This is a genomic window from Escherichia sp. XD33, assembly GCF_019375075.1.
GTDB lineage: Bacteria > Pseudomonadota > Gammaproteobacteria > Enterobacterales > Enterobacteriaceae > Enterobacter > Enterobacter flexneri_A.
Genome location: NZ_JAENDM010000416.1, coordinates 1 through 507 on the forward strand (window position 1 = coordinate 1; position 507 = coordinate 507).

At 52.7% G+C, this 507-nt stretch carries 1 protein-coding gene; it reads left to right on the forward strand.

Annotated elements, in window-relative coordinates; genetic code table 11:
* Nucleotides 1–507, forward strand: a 507-nt coding sequence (locus tag K0778_RS27550; protein WP_153449297.1) for an IS5 family transposase, incomplete at both ends; no start/stop codon positions are given.

Here is a 507-nt window from a genome sequence, read left to right on the forward strand (position 1 = left end):
GGCTGCACAGGGTTTTATTGATTCCATTTTTACACTGATGAATGTTCCGTTGCGCTGCCCGGATTACACCAGTGTCAGCAAGCGCGCAAAGTCGGTTAATGTCAGTTTCAAAACGTTCACCCGGGGTGAAATCGCGCATCTGGTGATTGATTCCACCGGGCTGAAGGTCTTTGGTGAAGGCGAATGGAAAGTCAAAAAACACGGCAAAGAACGCCGTCGTATATGGCGTAAGCTGCATCTCGCCGTTGACAGTAAAACACATGAAATCATCTGCGCTGACCTGTCGCTGAACAACGTTACGGACTCAGAGGCCTTCCCCGGGTTAATCCGGCAAACCCACCGGAAAATCAGGTCAGCCGCCGCCGATGGCGCTTACGATACCCGGCTATGTCACGATGAACTGCGGCGTAAGAAAATCAGCGCGCTTATCCCTCCCCGAAAAGGTGCGGGTTACTGGCCCGGTGAATATGCAGACCGTAACCGTGCAGTGGCTAATCAGCGAATGAC